Below are 16940 nucleotides of genomic sequence, written 5' to 3'. Positions count from 1 at the left end.
CTTATTTGGATTAAATAACAAAATTAAAATTTTCAAAGGAAAAATATTGAAGTTATTATTCACTTCCTTTTGTTGTTTTGCAAGTTTAATGGCTAGCGATGCCATTAACTGCGACAACATTAAAAATAATGAAACATTGCTAAATGAAAGTTCAAATTTAGATTATTTAAATATAGCTTCAAGCTGTAAAGAATCTTTAAAAAATCAAGATTTTACAAAAAAACTCTATGCAATTTCCAATGAAATTCGCGGAAGTAATAGCTCTTGTAATGGTGTGGCTTATTTGCCAAAATTACAACAATTTGATTTTTTATTATTAAAAATAGCTATCGATCCCATCGCTTATCAAAAAACTTTAGATACACCCGAAAATTTAGAAAAAAAATATGATATTTTAAAATCTTATTTTAGATATTGGGCATATCAAAGCATAGGAAATTTTAGACTTTACAAAGCTTTTTGGAAAGAATATAACAATGCTATAGAACCTTTAGAAAAGTATTTTGAAAGTAATTTTAATTTTGACAAAGGTAGTAATATTTACTATACTAGCAATGCCTTAAACGAATTCTTAAATTGGGCTGTTGGTGAAACAAAAATTTACAAAGACATTAGTCCTTTAGCAAAAATCATGTCAAATAAAAATTATTCGGTATCTTATATACAAGATTTTATTTTTTCAAATAATCCAAGCCAAGATGACCTTACTATAGCCTTGCAAGCAGCGCTTTTAAATCAAAGAGAAAAAGAAATTTTAGAACTTTTGATTCGTTTTGGTGCTAGGATTGACGAAGGTTATGAAAGTGCTATTTTTTACGCATTGGAAAATTATGAAAATACAAATTTTTTAATCCAAAATGGAGCGAATGTTAATCAAGCCAATGCCTTTGGTAAAACCCCACTTTTTTATGCCATAGAGTTTAATCGTCTTGATATCATAAAACTACTTCTTAATAATGGAGCAAATGTTAATCAAAAATATATTAATAACAATGAAAAATTAGCATTAAGTGCGAACATAGGTTCAAATACGCCTTATTTTATTACATTTTGTGCTCTAGAGCACACTTCAAAAAATGTTTTAATGCATGCTGCAGCCTATGGAAATGTTGAAATTTTAAAACTTCTTATTTCAAAAGGAGCAAATTTTAATGCTGTTGATGATCTTGGTTTTAATGCACTTGACTTTGCGCTAGCAGCAGGTAAAAAAGAAAATGCTGATTATCTAAAAAGCTTGGGTTTAAAAGCAAACGAAAATCTATTTTATGGAGGTAGTTTAGAATGAAAACCGCATTTATTACAGGAGCTAGTTCAGGTTTTGGTAGAGCTTGCGTTGAAGCTTTTATACAAGAAGGCTACAAAGTAATCGCCCTTGCTAGACGCAAAGAGCGTCTAGAAGAGTTAAAAAATGCTCACAAAGATAAGATTTACACGCTTTGCATAGATGTAAGAAATCAAAAAGAAATCTTTGAGGCTATTGAAAATTTACCTAAAGAATTTCAAGAAATTGATGTGCTTTTTAATAATGCAGGCTTGGCTTTAGGGGTAGATGAATTTGATAAATTAAACCTTGAAGATATTAACACTATGGTAGATACAAACATCAAAGGGTTTTTATATGTTGCAAAAGCTGTTATTCCTATACTTCGTAAACAAAAAAATGCTTATATTTTTAACTTAGGTTCAGTTGCGGGACGCAATCCTTATTTTGGAGGTAATGTGTATTGTGGAACCAAAGCCTTTGTAGGACAATTTTCATTGGCCTTAAGAAATGATCTTAGAGGAAGCAATATCAAAGTAACAAACATTGCTCCAGGACTTTGCAAAACTGAATTTAGTGAAGTGCGTTTTAAAGGAGATATCCAAAAAGCTGATGCAGTGTATAAAAATACGCAATTTATCAGTGCTAATGATATTGCCAAAGTAGTAATGTCTATCATTAACCTACCAAGCCATGTTAATGTTAATGAAATCGAGCTTATGCCGGTAACACAAACTTGGAATGGATTTTATATAGAAAGAGATGAATGAATAAATTTTTAGTTTTATTATTTTTACCTTTAGTTACATTTGCAAACTCCTCAGAAGCAGCTGCAAATGCTAATTTGTTTGGAGCTTTTACGCTTATACCACCTTTAGTTGCTATTGCTTTAGCCTTTATCACAAAAGATGTTATTTTATCACTCTTTGCTGGGGTTTTAAGCGGAACTTTTCTACTTAGCCTTTCTGCAAATATTTTTAAAGCACAACATTTAGCTTTTGTAAATTATTACAATACCGCAGTAGAATCTTTTTCAAAGATTATTTCTTACATCTTAGGCTCAACTTCAGATCCAGTAAATGCAGGAATCATTTTGCAAATTCTTTGTATAGGTGGTCTTGTGGCACTTATCACAAAAATGGGTGGTGCAAAAGCTGTAGCATTAAAATTTGCCAAAAGAGCCAAATCAGCTGTATCAGCTCAAGTTAATACTTGGTTTTTAGGGCTTTTAATATTTTTTGATGATTATGCTAATTTACTGATCGTAGGTCCAATTATGCGTCCTTTGGCCGATAAATTTAAAATTTCTCGTGAAAAATTTGCCTTTATTATCGACTCTACCGCGGCTCCTGTGGCAGGAATAGCTGTAATTTCTACTTGGATAGGCTTAGAAGTTTCTTTAATTAAAACCGCTTATGAACACATAGGCATTAGCGATATTAGTGCTTTTGGAATTTTTGTCGAAACCATACCTTATCGTTTTTATAATATCTTCATGCTTTTTTTTGTAGTCATGACTGCAATCATGGGACGTGAGTTTGGCTCTATGTACAAGGCTGAAGTGCGTGCAAGAACCACAGGACAAATTGCACCTCTACCTAAATCAGGCACACTAGATACTGCTGAATTAGAAGATCAGTTTTTAGCACCAAAAGAAGGTATTAAAATTCGTGCTTTTGATGCTATTGTTCCTATTTTTACTTTAATCATTTTAGCTATATTAGGATTTTATTTTAATGGACTTAGCACTTTAGAAGGCGAAGAACTTGCAAAAGCAAGTGCCAATCCTTTATCTTTTGAAACTTTTAGGGCTGCTTTTGGAAATGCTGATTCTTCTGTGGTGTTATTCCAAGCTGCTTTGTTTGCTGCTATTGTAGCGATTTTTATCGGGGTGCGTCGTAAAATTTTCAATCTTAAAGAAGCGGTAGAAACTTGGATATATGGCTGGAAAACCATGATTTTCACTATAGTCTTACTTTTATTTGCTTGGTCGCTTTCAAGTATAGTAAAGGATCTAGGGACTTCTTTATTTATCACTAGTTTGCTTGCAGATAAATTGCCTGAGTTTATTTTACCTGCTACTATTTTTGCTTTTGCTTCAGCCATTTCTTTTGCCATAGGAACAAGCTATGGAACTATGGGGATTTTAATGCCTTTGGCTGTGCCTTTAGCTCATGAAATCGCCAAAATCAATGGTATGGATGCAAACGCTATGCATCATTATATGGTCATTAATATAAGCTGCGTTTTAACAGGTGCGATTTTTGGAAACCATTGCTCACCAATTTCAGATAATGTAATCCTTTCATCTATGAGTGCAAAATGCGATCATATGGAGCATGTAAGAACACAAATTCCTTATGCTCTATTTATCTGTGGTATTTCTTTAATCGCTGGATATATTCCTGTATCTTTAGGACTTAGTGTTTGGCTTGTCTTGCCTTTGAATTTCATACTTATTGCGCTTTTACTAAGACTCATCGGAAAGAAAGTTCCATGAGTCTTGAAAATTTTGGAAATTTTCTTACTTTAGATGAAAAACACTCTTTCATAAAAAAATATTTTAAAGAATTTTATACAAAGGAATTTAAACTTTTTGCCTCAAAAGATAAACATTATCGTACAAGAGCTGAACTTTCATTTTATCATGAAAATGATACGCTTTTTTATGCAATGTTTGATCCAAAAAGCAAAAAAAAGTATATTATAGAATATTTAGATTTTGCTGATGAAAAAATTTGCGCTTTTATGCCAAAACTTCTAGAATGCTTGCGTCAAGATAGCAAATTAAAAGAAAAACTTTTTGGCGTGGAGTTTTTAACCACAAAGCAAGAACTTAGCATAACTTTACTTTATCATAAAAATATAGAAGATATAAAGTCAAATTTAGAAAATTTAAGCAATATTCTTCATATCAACCTTATAGCAAGAAGTAAAGGCAAAAAACTTATTTTTAAAACAGAAAATCTAAGACAAACTTTAAATATTCAAGATAGAAAAATATTTTATGAATTTAACAACGATTGTTTTATTCAGCCTAATACTGCTATAAATGAAAAAATGATTACTTGGGTATGTGAAATTTTAAGCACTCAAAAAAGAATGGATTTACTTGAGCTTTACTGTGGATATGGAAATTTTACTTTAGCTTTAGCACCATTCTTTTTTAAAATTTTAGCCACTGAAATTTCAAAAAGCAATATTAATTTTGCTTTAAAAAATTGCGAGCTTAACAATACAACAAATATCCACTTTGCAAGACTTTCAAGCGAAGAATTAAGTCTTGCTATCAAAAAAGAAAGAGAATTTTTTCGTTTAAAAGATATTCGATTAGATGATTTTAATTTCTCTCATGTTTTAGTTGATCCACCCCGTGCAGGACTTGATAAAAGCGTAATTGACTTAATAAAAAAATATGAAAATATTATTTATATTTCTTGCAATCCTATCACTTTAAAAGAAAATTTAAAAGAATTAAGTCTAACACATAGAGTGGAAGAGTTTGCTCTTTTTGATCAATTTGCCAATACTCCACATCTTGAATGTGGAGTATTTCTTAGCAAGGTATAAAAAAATAATTCATTAATTTAGCCAGTATTACTATCGCGATACAAAGCACAAATACAAAAGGATGGATAAAAGCACCAAGCGGGTTTTTCTTCTTTAATATAAAATGACAAAATAAAGAAAAAACAACTAAAGATAAAATTCCAAAAGCCAAAATAATTTTTATAGCAAAAAGTAAATTTAAAGGTTTAAAATGAAAACCTGCCAAAGCACCTCCGCTTAAAAAAAGCAAAAGAACCACAAAAGGCATTATTTTAACCCCAGTAGCATTAAAAAGACTTTTGTCAAAATTAGGATTTTTCTTTTTAACTACACCCAAAACAAATACATCAACAAACAAATAACCTATAAACAAAATAGCACAAAGAAGATGGATTGTTAAAGTATATGGATAAAATTCTTCCATTTTTCCCTCCTTATTAAACTTCGGAATTTGCTATATTATAACACTTTTTTCATTTTTTGAATTCATTTTAGTTAATTTTTTAATCATTTAAGATAAAATACCAAAACAAAGGTTAATAATGAATGAAAAAGAAACTATCTCTTATATTATAAATACAAGTAAAAATATTGCCGTATTTGCTTTAAGACCAGATAAGACAAGAGCTTCTTATAGGGTAGCAGAATTTTTACAAAGAAAAAATTATAAAATTTTTCCTATTTATCCTAAAGAAGAGTTTATTTTAAATGAAAAAGTTTATAGAAATTTAGATCAAATAGAAGAAAAAATCGATACACTTATACTTTTTAGGAAAGGCGAAGTGGCACTAGAAATTCTTCCTAAGCTTGTTGAAAAAAATATTAAAAACCTGTGGCTTCAACTTGGTATTAGTAATGAAACAGCCAAAGAAGAATGTAAAAAATTAGATATAAATTTTATACAAAATCGTTGCATTATGCTAGAATATCCGTATTTTAAAACAAAGGAAAAATAGTGTTAGAGCTTAATAAAATTTACAAAGCAAAACAACAAATTTCAGGGTTTGTAAACAAAACTCCTTTCATACACTCTTCTTTTTTAAGTGATATTTGTCAAAGTGAAATTTATCTTAAAAATGAAAATTTACAAATTACAGGTGCTTATAAAATTCGTGGAGCTTATAATAAAATAGCCAATCTTAGCACTGAACAAAAACAACATGGAGTCATTGCCGCAAGTGCGGGAAACCATGCTCAAGGCGTGGCCATTAGTGCAAAAAAATTTGGCATTAAAGCAGTTATTGTAATGCCAGAATCCACTCCGCTCTTAAAAGTTTCTGCTACAAAAGCCTTAGGAGCAGAGGTGATACTCAAAGGGGATAATTTTGATGAAGCCTATGCCTTTGCAACCTCTTATGCTAAAGAAAATAATCTTAGCTTTATTCATCCTTTTGAAGATGAATTTGTAATGGCAGGACAAGGAACTTTGATGCTTGAAATGCTTGATGAAATAAGCGATCTTGATATGATTATCGCACCTGTTGGAGGTGGAGGGCTTATAAGTGGTATCGCAAGTGCAGCTAAACAAATCAATCCAAACATTAAAATCATCGGCGTTGGAGCCAAAGGAGCTCCTGCAATGTATGAAAGTTTTCATGCTAAAAAAATCAAAAATGCAAAAAGCGTACGCACTATAGCCGATGGTATTGCTGTGCGTAATGCAAATCCTATTAATTTTAATATTATTTTAGAATGCGTAGATGATTTTATCCAAGTTGATGATGAAGAAATCGCTAATGCGGTATTGTTTTTACTTGAAAAACATAAAATCATAGTTGAAGGCGCAGGAGCTGCGAGTGTAGCCACCCTACTTCATCAAAAAATAAATACACAAAATCATAAAAAAATTGGCGTAGTTTTAAGCGGAGGCAATATCGATGCACAAATGCTAAATATCATCATAGAAAAAGGTTTATTTAAATCTTACAGAAAAATGCAAATTCATGTTACTTTAGTAGATAAACCTGGGGCATTATTACACCTTACAGACAGCTTAAAAATAGCCAATGCAAATATAGTAAAAATCGACTATGATAGATTTTCCACCAAGCTTGATTATGGCGATGCGATGATTTCAATTACCCTAGAAACCAAAGGCAAAGAACATCAAGAAGAAATAAGAAAAATTTTAACCCAAAAGGCCTTTAATTTCTATGAAAGTTTTTAATAACATATACGGCTTAAATAAAGTCCATTTGGCGGTGCTAAAAAGTGATTGTATTGCTTTTTAGCCTCAATCTGTTCTTTGAGTTCTTTTTCACTCATTTTTCCTTCTAAAACCTTTAAAACGCTTGCTACGCTTAATCTAATTTGCCCTCTTAAAAAACCATTAGCTTTAAAATGAAAAATGCTAAAATCTTTATAAACATAAGCTCTAGCAATAAAAATTTCTCTTAAAGTCGTTTTATTATCCCCTCCACTTTTGCAAAAAAACTTTAAATCCTTTTTTCCCACAAAAAAACCCAAAAGCTCATTAGCCTTATCTAAGTCAAATTTAGGATAAAAATGTACATAAGAAGCCATAAAAGGACTATAAGAAGAGTGAGAAAATATATAGCGGTATTCTCTACTTTTTACATCAAATCTTACCTCAAAATCATCTTTTACTTTTTCAATTTTTTTGATATGGATAAAAGGATGGGAAAATTTATTAAGTTGTTTTTGAAGATATTCTAAATTTGTAAAATAATCTCCACATTCTACACTAGCTACAGCATAGCTTGCATGCACTCCTTTATCTGTACGAGAAGCCATCAAAAGAGGTGAAAAAATACCCAAATGCGATAAAGCCCCACTTAAAGCATCTTGAACACCTTTTTTATGAGGCTGAGTAGCAGAACCTAAAAAAGCAGAGCCATCATAAGAAAATATAATTTTTATTTTCATCAATAACGACTCAAAATCATTTTCTTAAAACAATAAGCCGAAACAAATAAACTTAAAGAAAAAATTCCAAGGCAAGCCAAAATTGGAGGTTGAGAAAAAGAACTTAAAAGTCCAAAATATATAGCAATCACTCCAAACATACCTAAATACACATAGCCTTTTTCATAACGATAAGTAACCAAACCAAAGCAAAGCGCAAAAAGCGTACTAGCAAGTGGAAACAAGGCTATAGTTGTATAAATCACAAATTCTCTTGCTCTTTGTGGGTTTTCGTTTAAATCATTCCAGTATTCATAAAATTTCTTTGTTTGAAGATTGTCTGTATTAAACTGAGTATTTACTACTAAAGCATCAAATTCTCCACTAAAAATACTTTGACCTTGCTCAAAATTATACATTTTTCCTTGATTTAAGCTAAAAGCAAAGCTATCATCTTTTCTTTGCACATGCGCTTCTTTGGCTATGATAAGCTGTTCTTTATCATCTGCTTTATGTTTAGGGCGATACATAATTATGTTTTCATACTTATCACTATCTTGTTTTTCTATAAAAATCATCCAGTCTAAAAATTTTTGTCCAAATTCTCCTGTTTTGTAGTTAAATTTCACTTGAGTGCTTTTATAGTTTACAAAGTTATCCTGAAGTTCAAATACTATAGGTATCATTACCAAAGCCACAACAAGCATAAAAGCACTAATCAAGCTTGCAATTTTAAGGAAAAATTTTGCCAAAATCATTGGTGAAAATCCCAAAGTAAAAAGCACTATGCTTTCATTTTCCTTGGAAAGCCTAAACAAAGCCAAAGTTAAAGAAATAAAAAAAGATATAGGCAAGGTAAAAATTAAAATTCTAGGCAACATAAATCCATAAAGCTTTAAAAGATCCAAAAAACTAATCTCTATACTTGAAGTAAGTTTTGCAAGTTGAATAAAAAATACCATAGATACAATAGCAAAAAGTACGAAAAATATAGATAAATTCGTACTTAAAAATTGATTTAAAACATATCTTAAACTAAGCTTCATTAGAATAATCCTAAGTTTTTATAAAATAAAACTGCCACAAAAGCGATATTTAAAAAGGGTATCATAGCAAGTTCTTGCTCTTTTATTGCTTTAATTTTAAAAAAAATAAAAAAAGGCAAAGTTAAAATAGAAGCTATAAATAATACTAAAAATCCATACTCAAAACCTAAAATTCCACCCATACAAGACATAATGATAATATCAGCATCACCCAAATTTTCTAAAATTTCATCTTTTTTTTGGAAATTCATTAGAAAAAAAACTAAACTTTTTAATAAAAAAACAAATCCTCCAAAACTAAAAGCATTTAGTAAAAAACCTCTGCTAAACTCTTTAAAAATCAAAAAATGTAAAATTTCACTTTCCCTAAAGGCGTAAAAAAAAGCAAATAAAAAAGCGCTCCAAAGTAAGATTTGTGGTACGGCTTTGAGTTTAATATCAATTAAAGAAAGCAAGAAAAGATTAAATAAAAATAGAGATAAAAATAAAAAATCATAAAAATTTTGACTTAAAGAATAAACCAAAATAAGCAAAATTATGCCTAAAATTTCATTGATTAATAAAGAAATAGGCAAATGACATTTGCAAGTTTGACATTTTGCCTTTAAAAAAACATAAGAAAAAATAGGAATAATTTCATAGTATTTTAATTTTGTATCGCAAGAAAAACAAAAAGAGCGCGAGATAAAAAAAGGTTTTTTTTCAATTATCCTACTTGCCAAACTTGCGCAAAAAGAACCCAAACAAGCCCCTAGAATTATTATGAAAAATATCATTTTCCAAAAGTTCTTTCTCTATTTCTAAATTCTTTAATAATCCTTTTAAATTCTCTCTTGGTAAGAGATGGAAATAAAGTTTCACTAAAATAAATTTCAGCATATGAACACTGCCAAAGTAAGAAATTTGAAAGTCTTTTAGCATTTCCAACGCGAAGCATCAAATCCACATCTAAAGGTAAATCTAAATTTTGCGTTAAATTTTCTTCATTTAGCTCAAGTTTTTTTTCGATCACACGCTTAGCAGCTCTTATAATTTCATCTCTTGCACCATAACTTATAGCCAAATTAACACAAAGTGCGTCACAATGCTTTGTTTTTTCTTCAACTAAGGTAATTTTTTCTCTTACTTTATCTTCCAAACGCGATAAATCACCTATAGCTCTTAAACGCACATTATTTTTTTCAAATTTTTCTAAAGCTTCATCCAAACAACGATCTAAAAGTTCAAAAATAAAATCAATTTCATCTTTAGGACGCTTCCAATTTTCCGTACTAAAAGCAAAAAGGCTTAAATTTGAAATATTTTCTTCCATGCAAACTTCCATCAATTTTTGCATAGTTTTGACTCCTTGGGAATATCCAAGTTTTGCCAAAAAACCCTTAGCTCTAGCCCAGCGCCTATTACCATCCATAACAACAGCAAGGTGTTTTAATTCATTCATTTTTCATCCTTTAAAATCAAAAAGCCTTTTGAAAACAAACAAAGGTTCAATCTTGTTTTCTTGCGATACATTAAAATCTAAATGTTCGTTTAAAAATTTTTGTACCTTGACAAAAGGTGTAAAAACGCTAACACCTTGTGAATCTATCAAAATTTTCAAAGCTCCAAAAACACTAAAATATAAGTAAATTTCTAAATATTTTGCTCTTTTACGCATTTGAAACAAACAAGATTTATTTTCAAAGATAAAAGGAATATGATAAATATTTTCAAAACTTGCAAAAAGCATTTCTTTTAATATCTGATAACGCTCTATATCTTTACAATCTAAAAGATTTTGTATGATGAATTTTTTATAAGAAATTTTATCCTCTAAAATAGCGATTATCAAAGCCAATCCCTCTTCAAAAGGTTTGAAATTAGGACGCTTTGAAAGATGTTTAAATTGTATAACTCCACCATTTTGCATATAAAGTTCAGCTAAATATTCAGCACCAATTTCAAGCTCTATCATGCTTTTGGTTTGAATCTTTTTGTGATTTAACAAAAGCGTATAGTGTCCATAGCCTGATTTAGCCAAAACTTTCATTTGTATAGGCAAGGTAGAATTAATCATACTCATAATTTTTCACACCATTTTACTAATTCAAATGCCAATTTTTCTTTGCTTTGCAAGGTGCTTTTATTTTCATTATTTAAAGCGATAAAATAAAGTTCATTTTGATCGCTTCCAAAATAATTTTTTTGATCAATGATATTAAGACAAATCATATCAAGTTGCTTATCTTTTAAAGATTTTTTCGCATTTTCTAAGGCATTTTGAGAATCAAATTCCATCTTAAAACCTATCTTTTTGCCTTGAAATTTGCAAGTTTTAAGCAAATCTTCATTTAAAGATAGATGCAAGTTTAAACCCTGTAAATGCTCATTTTTTTTAATTTTTCCTTTTACACTTTGAGGGATAAAATCACTCACTGCAGCCGTCATAATCAAAAAATCATGACTTAAATTTTTATCCAAAAGCTCTTTTAGATCCTTAGAACTTTCAAATTTGCAAAGCTCATAAGGAGTATCAAATTCCACAGAGCTTAAAAGTTTTACCCTAGCTCCTAAAAAATAAAAAGCATCAGCTATGGCTTTTGCCATTTTTCCACTTGAAAAATTACTCACACAACGCACATCATCAATTCTTTCTCTTGTGCCACCACCTGTGATAACTACGCTTTTATCGCACCAAAACTTTTCTTTTAAAAGTTCTCTTTTGCTAATATTAAAAATATCCTTAACTTCAGCTAAGGCTCCTGCGCCTTCATCTTTACAAGCTAAAACTTTACAAATAGGCTCTATAATCAAAGCTTTATTTTCTTTAAGTATCTTTAAAGAATTTTGCGTGCTAAAATGATGAAACATATTTGTATTTGCCGCAGGAGCTATGATAAGAGGTTTATTTGCTGCGATTAAGGTTTGGATAAAAAGATTATCCGCTATACCAAAAGCAAGTTTATTGATAGAATTAACACTTGCAGGGGCAAACAAAACAAGGTCTACATCCTTGCTAAAAGCTATGTGATTGTTTGAGTTTTGCCAACTTTCATTTTCCTCGCATAAAATCTCATCAGCCAAGGCTTCAAAACTCATTTTGCTAGCAAATTTTAACAAACCATTAGAAAGCAAAACTTTTACCCTAAAGCCTTCTTTTTTAAACAAAGAAATAAGCTCGTAAGATTTATAAAAAGCTATACTGCCACTAATAGCCAAAAGTATGGTTTTCATTTTTGAAATTTCTTGTAATAATAATCTTTTACCATCTTATGCCCTGCTCTATTGATAAATAAAGCACCTTTTTCTACATTGACACTTACTGTGCTTCCTGCTGCTATGATCACTTCATCTTCGATTTTTACAGGTGCGATAAATTGCGTATCAGAACCTACAAAAACATTTTTTCCTATGATGGTTTTATGCTTTTTTACCCCATCATAATTGCATGTAATAGTCCCACAGCCTATATTAGTTCCACTATCTATCTCACAATCTCCTAAATAGCTCAAATGTCCTGCTTTTACGGTATTTAACTTTGCATTTTTGCATTCTACAAAATTTCCTATATGAGTGTTTTTTAACTCACAATTTGGACGCAAATGTGCCAAAGGCCCTACATCGCTATTTTCTATGATGGAATTTTCTATCACGCTTGAACTTTTAACGATAGAGTTTATAATCTTACTTTTACCCTCTATCCTTACATTTTCATATACTTCGCATTCATCTACAAATTCAACATCTGCACCTATAAAAGTGCTTTGCGGTAAATGAAAAATCACTCCCTGTTGCATCCAGTGTTTTTTAATTTTTTCTTGCATGAAATTTTCAGCTATACTGAGTTCAAATTTATCATTAATCCCCATAAATTCATCTTCATCTACAAAAACCGCTTTAATCATCACATCTTTTTCTTTTGCTAGTTTTACAATGTCGGTTAAATAATACTCTTTTGCCACATTATTGTTATCAATCAAAGGTAAAAGCTCTTTTAAAAGCCTCGAGTCAATCACATAAACCCCAGCATTGCAAGTATTTATCTCTTTTTCTTGTGTATTTGCATCTTTAAATTCAACAATTTTTTCAACGCTATCGTTTTTTATCACCACCCTACCATAACTTTTAGGATCTCTTGCTTTAAAAACTGCTAGATTTAATTTTGCATTATTACCCAACAAAGCTTCCAAACTTGTTTGCTCAACCAAAGGCATATCGCCACAAAGAATCAACACTCTTTCATTTTTAGGCTCAAACCCCCTTAAAGCTCCCGCAGTTCCTGGATAATTTTGCAAGTCTTGCTCTAAAATTTGTGTTTTTGGAAAATGTTCTAAAATTTCTTTTTCAACGCGTTCTTTTTGATGTGATAAAACTACACTTACATCATCACTTAAAGCAAAAGCCTTTTTTAAAATGTGTAAAATCATACTTTTTTGACAAAGCTCTTGCAAAACCTTTGGCTTTTGTGATTTCATTCTAGTGCCTAATCCTGCCGCTAAAATCAAAATAGAAGTTTTCATTTTTTACCTTTGTTATTAAGAAGTCTAAAAGACTATTTTAGCAGTTTAAAGTTAAAATCCTAATACCCTTAAACTAGTTTTTAGTCATCAAAAGATAAAATTTAAATTTCTTTAATAAAAAACAAAAAAAAGGTTTTTAAATTTTGAAAAAAATATTATTATTTTTACTTTTAAGCATGAGCTTATTTGCTGCTGAAGCAACTATCCCTACAGTAAATTTAAGCTTAAGTGCACCCAATACACCTAATCAGCTTGTTACTACTTTGAATATAGTGATTGTTTTAACCATACTTGCGCTCGCTCCAAGTATAGTTTTTGTTATGACTTCTTTCTTACGTCTTATTGTGGTATTTTCATTTTTGCGACAAGCTATGGGGACGCAAAGTATGCCACCTAATACCATTTTAGTAACCTTGGCTTTAATTTTAACTTTTTTTATCATGGAACCTGTAGCTACAAAATCTTATAATGAAGGTATAAAACCTTATTTAACAGAAAAAATAGGCTATGAAGAGGCTTTTATAAAAGGAGCAAAGCCTTTTAAAGATTTTATGCTTAAAAATACTCGAGAAAAAGATTTAGCCCTTTTTTATCGCATACGCAATCTACCCAATCCCAAAACCATAGATGATGTTCCCCTTACGGTTTTAGTTCCTGCTTTTATGATTTCAGAGCTTAAAACCGCTTTTGAAATAGGGTTTTTAATCTACCTACCCTTTTTAGTCATAGATATGGTTGTAAGCTCAGTTTTAATGGCTATGGGTATGATGATGCTACCTCCTACTATGATCTCTTTACCTTTTAAACTCTTAATTTTTGTATTAGTGGATGGATGGAATTTGCTAGTGCAAAGGCTTGTGGAAAGCTTTGTAACCTAAGATTTATAAAATCTTAAAAACAAAATTCCAAGAAAAAGATACAAAAGCAAAAATAATTCTAAAGCTAAAAGTATATACAAAAACAAGCCTTTAACGCAAAAAAGAGCTATAAAAACAACAAAAAGAATTACTAAGGCTGTTCGCCCTAGAAAGACTTTTTCTAGGGTCTTGATAGAATAAAAAGTAAAATCTAAAATAAGAGTAAAAATAAATTCTAGCATTGTAAAATACACCCAAAAACTAAGCTTAGTGGCATCTTGCAGCCATCATGTCAATTTTTGAATTGTAAGTACTTCCGCCCGGTGCAGGTGCATTCGCAACCCCAGCACCTACTACTCCTAATCTTATTCCATAATTTAAAATTAAAGGTATAGCTCTATCTTCTTGATAAGCATATTTGCAATACTCCCTAGCTGCGTTTAGTACAGTGCAAGATAAAAACAAAAATAACAAAAAAAATGCAACTTTTTTCATTATCTTAAATCCTTTTATTTAAAATTTAGATAATGATATTGTATATCAAAATTTATAAAATTAATATTAATTATCAATATTTTATTAAAAGCCTACAAGAAAAAAGTGATATTATTTTGCTTAAAAACTTCTTTAATGTCTTTTAAATACTTATTGCCCAAAAAATCTAAAAAGCCATTTTTCCTACTCTCATCAATGAAATTATCAAGCTTGTCCTTTAAAGCTTCATCACCTTTTCTTACAGCTATACCCCAAAACTCAGGATTTTCTTGAAAAGGCGCTAAAATGGCTCTGGTTGTATCTTGATGTTTTTGCCAAGTGCGATAAATCGTAAGTTGATCATAAAAAAATCCATCAGCCTTGCCTTGAATCACTTCCAAAATAGCAGCATTTTCTTTATCAAATAAATTAATAGTTGCATTTTTTAAATTTTTAACCGCATATAAATGTCCTGTAGAACCACGCTTTAAAGCCAAAACTTTGCCCTTTTTATCTAAATCTTTGATATTTGTAATATCAGAGTTCAAAGGAGTTAAAATAGCCAAATTTGCCTTAGCATAAGGAATGCTAAAATCCACCACTTTCTTTCTCTCATCGGTAATTGTCATAGAAGACATGATAAGATCTATCTTGGCTGTTTTTAAAGCAGATATTAAACCATCCCAAGCGATATTTTTTACTACAAGTTTATAGCCGTTTTTCTTTGCAAAAGCTTCTAAAAAATCCACGCTAATTCCACTTGCTTTGCCTGTTTTATCGCTCATTTCAAAAGGCGGATATCCAAGCTCCATTCCTACAACCAAATCTTTTGCACTCAAATTTAAAGCAAAAAAAGAGATAAAAATCAAAATAATTTTTTTCATAATTTCCTTTCAAAATTTTTTGTAAAAAAATTATACTAATTTTATCTTATTTTGTTATTAGCAATTTGTTTCAAACTTAAAAAATTAAAACCTGTAAACCCTAGTTTGTCCTATAAGATTATTTAATCTATCCATTATAGATCCAACATAAGAATTTATACTTTCACTACTTGCTTTCCAGCCATTAGCAAGAGCTTGTTTAATCTCAGCGTCTAAAGCCCAATTGCCTAAAGCTTGCTTAGGAGACATACCCTTTTCATACATATAAAGCTCTCCAGCTATACGACCTCTATCAAGTTCATATTTTAATAAACTTGCAAAATCAACCTTACCTGTCATGATATCAGTCAAATCAACGCTAGTGGTTGAAAAACTCTCCTTAGCCATAGCTGTATTGTAAGCTTCTACTTTTGGATTAAGTGTAGTTTTTGGACTCTCAACGGGTTGTCCACCTTGAGATTTTAAAAAACTCATAAATAAATCTTCTTTAGTATAAGTTCCATCTTCATTTTTTGGATAAAATGACATATCAGGTTTAAAATCACATTCATATTTAGCTTGAGAAACATTTTTTATTTCTTCTAAGGATAAACCTAAGGTTTCAGGTTTTAAACCATTAATCATATTTCCAGAATCAGCCCAAAGATCATCAGCTTTCTCTGCTTGTTCTGATGTTTGATAGACATTTGAAACTAAAGCTCCAGAAAAGTCTTTTAAATGAGTAATATTCATTCTATTATTTGGATCATTAAAATTCATACATTTATCTCCACCTACAGCATATCCACTAGGCATAGAATTTATATCTGCTTCACTAAAACTTGTTTTATCACTTGGAAAGCTTTGGCTTAAAGCATTAGAAAAAAGATTATAATATTGTTTTATGGTTTCAGCCATATCTATATTAGAATAATATTTATCTACACCTAGATATTCTCTTATATCAGAAACATTATATTCAGCCACTCTCTCTATCTCATCCAAAGTAGATTTATGTATCTTAAAATCTTCAGGAAGTCCTGCAGCTTTGTTAAAATCACTTCCCATATAGCCATCTTTATCTACACTATAACCATAGGCTGTATTAGTAGAAGTATTACTTATATCTGCTTGTTTGTATTTTAGAGTATAAATAGAGTTTTTAAATTCACTTGATATATCATAATTAGGAGAACTTGTCTTACTACTTATACTAAAATTAGTATTATTGCTAGTATTTGTTGTATTAGTAGAATTTAATACTTCACTTCTTGCTAGAGTTTGTGAATTTGCATTTTGAATTTCATTTAACTTACTAGCATTTTGTTTTAAAAAAGCATTAGCAAAACTTATTTTAGAATTTTCTTTACTTTCTTTATTAGCTTTTGCTTGTGAAAGTATAGAATTATAGTTTGAGTTATCATTGATGCTAAAGATACTCATATTAATTCCTTGATTTAGATTTTTCTGCCTTCAATCTAAATATATTAAAATAATATAAGCAAAATCTGTTCCGTTTTGGGGTG

General features: G+C 30.2%; 19 protein-coding genes. 7 read left to right on the top strand and 12 right to left on the bottom strand.

Annotated elements, in window-relative coordinates; all coding sequences use genetic code 11:
* Positions 1–46: 46 nt before the first annotated feature.
* The 4 genes from AJ939_RS03070 to trmA are packed head-to-tail and all read left to right on the top strand — an operon-like array spanning position 47 to position 4831.
* The gene (locus tag AJ939_RS03070; RefSeq protein ID WP_070276271.1) at positions 47–1285 is read left to right on the top strand and encodes an ankyrin repeat domain-containing protein; all 1239 of its coding nucleotides are present in this window, start codon (positions 47–49) and stop codon (positions 1283–1285) included.
* Positions 1282–2031, top strand: coding sequence for an SDR family NAD(P)-dependent oxidoreductase (locus AJ939_RS03065; protein ID WP_070276273.1), 750 nt, complete (start codon positions 1282–1284; stop codon positions 2029–2031). Before AJ939_RS03070 ends, AJ939_RS03065 begins: the two co-directional genes overlap by 4 nt.
* Positions 2028–3761, top strand: coding sequence for a Na+/H+ antiporter NhaC family protein (locus AJ939_RS03060; RefSeq protein WP_070276275.1), 1734 nt, complete (start codon positions 2028–2030; stop codon positions 3759–3761). Before AJ939_RS03065 ends, AJ939_RS03060 begins: the two co-directional genes overlap by 4 nt.
* Entirely contained in the window at positions 3758–4831 is a 1074-nt protein-coding gene (gene trmA / locus AJ939_RS03055) for a tRNA (uridine(54)-C5)-methyltransferase TrmA (protein ID WP_052950014.1), read from the top strand. Before AJ939_RS03060 ends, trmA begins: the two co-directional genes overlap by 4 nt.
* Here the strand turns inward: trmA and AJ939_RS03050 are convergent.
* On the bottom strand, positions 4818–5234 hold the full coding sequence (locus AJ939_RS03050; protein WP_070276277.1) for a hypothetical protein: 417 nt from the start codon (positions 5232–5234) through the stop codon (positions 4818–4820). The genes trmA and AJ939_RS03050 overlap by 14 nt on opposite strands.
* Before the next feature lie 118 nt (positions 5235–5352).
* On the opposite strand from AJ939_RS03050, the gene AJ939_RS03045 reads away from it, so the two are divergent.
* Together AJ939_RS03045 and ilvA are read left to right on the top strand one after the other, a co-directional pair.
* A complete protein-coding gene (locus AJ939_RS03045) occupies positions 5353–5766 on the top strand; it encodes a CoA-binding protein (protein WP_070276279.1) in 414 nt (137 codons plus the stop codon).
* A complete protein-coding gene (gene ilvA, locus AJ939_RS03040; protein WP_070276281.1) occupies positions 5766–6977 on the top strand; it encodes a threonine ammonia-lyase in 1212 nt (403 codons plus the stop codon). Before AJ939_RS03045 ends, ilvA begins: the two co-directional genes overlap by 1 nt.
* Here ilvA and truA read toward each other — a convergent pair.
* The 7 genes from truA to glmU are packed head-to-tail and all read right to left on the bottom strand — an operon-like array spanning position 6974 to position 13220.
* The gene (gene truA, locus AJ939_RS03035) at positions 6974–7699 is read right to left on the bottom strand and encodes a tRNA pseudouridine(38-40) synthase TruA (protein ID WP_074469973.1); all 726 of its coding nucleotides are present in this window, start codon (positions 7697–7699) and stop codon (positions 6974–6976) included. The two genes, ilvA and truA, sit on opposite strands and share 4 nt — an antisense overlap.
* Positions 7696–8721 (bottom strand): LptF/LptG family permease, encoded by a 1026-nt coding sequence (locus AJ939_RS03030; protein WP_002881529.1) that lies wholly within the window; start codon positions 8719–8721, stop codon positions 7696–7698. The genes truA and AJ939_RS03030 overlap by 4 nt, the downstream gene beginning before the upstream one ends.
* Entirely contained in the window at positions 8721–9497 is a 777-nt protein-coding gene (locus AJ939_RS03025) for an A24 family peptidase (RefSeq protein WP_070252935.1), read from the bottom strand. Before AJ939_RS03025 ends, AJ939_RS03030 begins: the two co-directional genes overlap by 1 nt.
* Complete coding sequence (gene uppS / locus AJ939_RS03020; protein ID WP_002852565.1) at positions 9494–10162, bottom strand: polyprenyl diphosphate synthase; 669 nt, start codon at positions 10160–10162, stop codon at positions 9494–9496. Before uppS ends, AJ939_RS03025 begins: the two co-directional genes overlap by 4 nt.
* Positions 10163–10165: 3 nt before the next feature.
* Positions 10166–10783 carry a hypothetical protein gene (locus AJ939_RS03015; protein WP_070210101.1) on the bottom strand — a complete coding sequence of 206 codons (618 nt, stop codon included), beginning with the start codon at positions 10781–10783 and terminating at the stop codon, positions 10166–10168.
* On the bottom strand, positions 10780–11934 hold the full coding sequence (gene coaBC / locus AJ939_RS03010; protein WP_070210102.1) for a bifunctional phosphopantothenoylcysteine decarboxylase/phosphopantothenate--cysteine ligase CoaBC: 1155 nt from the start codon (positions 11932–11934) through the stop codon (positions 10780–10782). Before coaBC ends, AJ939_RS03015 begins: the two co-directional genes overlap by 4 nt.
* On the bottom strand, positions 11931–13220 hold the full coding sequence (gene glmU / locus AJ939_RS03005) for a bifunctional UDP-N-acetylglucosamine diphosphorylase/glucosamine-1-phosphate N-acetyltransferase GlmU (RefSeq protein WP_070276283.1): 1290 nt from the start codon (positions 13218–13220) through the stop codon (positions 11931–11933). The genes coaBC and glmU overlap by 4 nt, the downstream gene beginning before the upstream one ends.
* 143 nt (positions 13221–13363) lie before the next feature.
* On the opposite strand from glmU, the gene fliP reads away from it, so the two are divergent.
* Positions 13364–14098 carry a flagellar type III secretion system pore protein FliP gene (fliP, locus tag AJ939_RS03000; RefSeq protein WP_070210104.1) on the top strand — a complete coding sequence of 245 codons (735 nt, stop codon included), beginning with the start codon at positions 13364–13366 and terminating at the stop codon, positions 14096–14098.
* On the opposite strand, the gene AJ939_RS02995 is transcribed toward fliP, so the two are convergent.
* From AJ939_RS02995 to AJ939_RS02980, 4 genes are all read right to left on the bottom strand, one after another.
* Entirely contained in the window at positions 14095–14319 is a 225-nt protein-coding gene (locus AJ939_RS02995; RefSeq protein WP_002780361.1) for a hypothetical protein, read from the bottom strand. The two genes, fliP and AJ939_RS02995, sit on opposite strands and share 4 nt — an antisense overlap.
* Before the next feature lie 25 nt (positions 14320–14344).
* Positions 14345–14572: a lipoprotein gene (locus tag AJ939_RS02990; RefSeq protein WP_002852403.1), complete on the bottom strand. Its 228-nt coding sequence runs from the start codon at positions 14570–14572 to the stop codon at positions 14345–14347.
* A gap of 92 nt (positions 14573–14664) precedes the next feature.
* Positions 14665–15435, bottom strand: a complete 771-nt coding sequence (locus tag AJ939_RS02985) for a transporter substrate-binding domain-containing protein (RefSeq protein ID WP_070276285.1) — start codon at positions 15433–15435, stop codon at positions 14665–14667.
* 84 nt (positions 15436–15519) lie between these two features.
* Positions 15520–16857 (bottom strand): Cj0814 family flagellar-dependent secreted protein, encoded by a 1338-nt coding sequence (locus AJ939_RS02980; protein ID WP_070276287.1) that lies wholly within the window; start codon positions 16855–16857, stop codon positions 15520–15522.
* Positions 16858–16940 lie beyond the last annotated feature (83 nt).

Origin of the sequence: Campylobacter sp. BCW_6889 (genome assembly GCF_001762535.1) — a bacterium.
Taxonomy (GTDB): domain Bacteria; phylum Campylobacterota; class Campylobacteria; order Campylobacterales; family Campylobacteraceae; genus Campylobacter_D; species Campylobacter_D jejuni.
Note: the sequence above shows the minus strand (reverse complement) of the source record. Positions and strands in the feature narration are given on the sequence as shown.